The 2,184-nt window shown below is 31.4% G+C and carries 5 protein-coding genes; all 5 read left to right on the top strand.

Going from position 1 to position 2,184, the window contains the following annotated elements; genetic code table 11:
- Positions 1–149 precede the first annotated feature (149 nt).
- The 5 genes from ACTWQB_RS17130 to ACTWQB_RS17110 are packed head-to-tail and all read left to right on the top strand — an operon-like array spanning position 150 to position 1,705.
- Positions 150–320, top strand: a complete 171-nt coding sequence (locus tag ACTWQB_RS17130) for an antitoxin VbhA family protein (RefSeq protein ID WP_443140371.1) — start codon at positions 150–152, stop codon at positions 318–320.
- Between the two features lie 56 nt (positions 321–376).
- Complete coding sequence (locus ACTWQB_RS17125; protein ID WP_443140370.1) at positions 377–766, top strand: hypothetical protein; 390 nt, start codon at positions 377–379, stop codon at positions 764–766.
- A gap of 55 nt (positions 767–821) precedes the next feature.
- Positions 822–1,028 (top strand): hypothetical protein, encoded by a 207-nt coding sequence (locus ACTWQB_RS17120; RefSeq protein WP_443140369.1) that lies wholly within the window; start codon positions 822–824, stop codon positions 1,026–1,028.
- Positions 1,025–1,342: a DNA cytosine methyltransferase gene (locus tag ACTWQB_RS17115; protein WP_443140368.1), complete on the top strand. Its 318-nt coding sequence runs from the start codon at positions 1,025–1,027 to the stop codon at positions 1,340–1,342. The genes ACTWQB_RS17120 and ACTWQB_RS17115 overlap by 4 nt, the downstream gene beginning before the upstream one ends.
- A 27-nt stretch (positions 1,343–1,369) precedes the next feature.
- On the top strand, positions 1,370–1,705 hold the full coding sequence (locus tag ACTWQB_RS17110) for a hypothetical protein (protein WP_443140367.1): 336 nt from the start codon (positions 1,370–1,372) through the stop codon (positions 1,703–1,705).
- The last annotated feature ends 479 nt before the right edge of the window (positions 1,706–2,184 follow it).

Genomic DNA, 2,184 nt, shown 5'->3' with positions numbered 1-2,184 from the left:
TAAGAATGTCATTAATAATGGAAGAACTAAAATAGACCCAGCTTCATTTGAAAATAAAGCGTCAGGATTATAGGGGACATTGGAGAGGACCTTTGCCTCTCCAACTCTATTACATAAACGTAAACAATCATTGAAAGTTGGTGTAGGGAATGAAAAAGCTATCTCAAGAAGAATTTGAGCAATCATTCGCTCATGTTAAGCATCAATTGGAAATTGAGGGCTTTGAAGTAACTGAAGAAGATAAAGAAGTTATTCGTAAAGTTGCTATGGGTGAAATGAGTAGAGAAGAATTGATCGAGCAATTAAAAGAAGGAAATTAAAGTCAATATTTTTAGAACGAGAAATGTATAGAGTCATTAAAGGAGATGATTGCTACTTGCATGATATTATCGAGCGACTTTTAGAATTTAAAGAGTTTTATCTGAGTAAAAAAGATATCTACCAATATAAAAGTAAAGGTGCTTGGTGGTACCAAGGAAAGATTGAGACTATAAAAGATGTACTCCAGGAGATAGAAGGAAATTCTATAGACTTTGAAGGTTTTAAAACAAATAATACCCATTCTAATATTATTGTGAAAGATAATGAAACTTTCCAAATCAATCACAATCGATTAAAAGAAATTAAAGATTTTTATATACATAAAAAGAACAAACATAGATTAAATACCAAAAAACATTGGTGGTATCAAGGTAGAATTGAAGCAATCAATGATATTGTTCAGGAAACACTGGTTAGCGAGAAAAACAAGGAAAGTACCGAATAGACCCCTGTGTGAAGGAGTGATCAAGATTAAATGCCCAAAATGCAAAATAGGAGAGTTGGAGCTTTATAAAGAAACAGAATCTGTTTATCGTCACAAAATCACAAAAGACAACAAGATATATAAACGACCATATAGCTCTAGTGAGTACGATTCAGATAAGGATTATTTAGAATGTGATAATGATGATTGTCAACAATGGTTTGATTATGAGTTAGATGAAAAAGGTAAGATTGTAAAAGAACTAATGTCTGAACGTTATTGAACAATACAACCCCTAAATACGTTCAAAATAGAATTAACGGTACTTATAGAGATAAGCCTATCATATCAACTTTAGATGATATTGCACCAACTTGTGTAGCTCATTATTCCAAAGACAGATCAACTAGATTAATAAATGATGGTAAATCTATTAGACCGTATTCAGTTAAAGAATATGCGAGGTTACAAGGATTTCCTGATTGGTTTGAATTTGAAGGTACAGATAATGATGCGTATAAACAGATTGGGAACGCTGTTCCAGTTCAAATGGGTAAATGGGCAGGAGAACAAATCAAACGCTATCTTGCTGCGTAATACGGACAACTACAAAGGGGAAGTAATATGAAAATTAAGCCCAGTAAAAAAACAAAGTGTTTTTTTATTCTTGATATTGGTATGAACGCATATTTAAGCGATGAAGATCCTTCTGATAATATGGATTCTTCTGATATTGACCACTTATATAAAGAAATTACAGAAGGTGTATTTTATCCATGTGGAAACGGTGATTATCTTAATGGTAAAAAGATAATAGGGTTCTTTTATGATGTAAAGGAAAATGAGTATTTGACCTTTTATAATGACGAGTTTTTCACAGATGCAGAGTGGAAACCTATTTCTGAAGAACTCGTAGAATTTATGACGCAGCACGACATAAATAACGCAGTGGATACATGAATTGTAATAAATTAAGGAGAGTTAAAATGAATGCCAGGTTGATGTTGTCAAAAATTGTAGCGAATACGTCACTAATAATATCTTCGTTATTAATTTTCGTTTCGTTTATTTATGTTCTCATGTTTATAAACTCTCACGGAGATATAAGTAAATTCACAAGCATATCTTCATTATCAATTAGCTTGTTCGTCTTATATGTTTGGACACTTTCACTAGCAGAATCATCGGTGTTATCTGAAAATAAACCACTAGATGAAATAAATAGAGAAGCTAAGAAAACTTTTTTTGATATTACTAAGTTTTTCATAACTATAATAATTGCTTACTGGTGTATTTATTTTCTTTATAGTTTTAATTAACAAAACGAAAACAACACTACATTTTTATTTAGGAGGCTTTATTATGAAATGGGTTCAATGTAGAGATTTAGGTTTACAACATGAATTTGAATTAGAAGGTGATGAATCAACCGTCATTAG

The organism is Piscibacillus sp. B03 (assembly GCF_052246295.1).
GTDB lineage: Bacteria > Bacillota > Bacilli > Bacillales > Alkalibacillaceae > Piscibacillus.
The sequence above is the reverse complement of the archived record's forward strand: the minus strand, read 5'-3'. Positions and strand labels throughout refer to the sequence as shown.

Coding starts and splice junctions, on each gene's coding strand:
- ACTWQB_RS17110 (WP_443140367.1), top strand. CDS start 1,370: ATGAAAATTAAGCCCAGTAAAAAAACAAAGTGTTTTTTTATTCTTGAT.
- ACTWQB_RS17130 (WP_443140371.1), top strand. CDS start 150: ATGAAAAAGCTATCTCAAGAAGAATTTGAGCAATCATTCGCTCATGTT.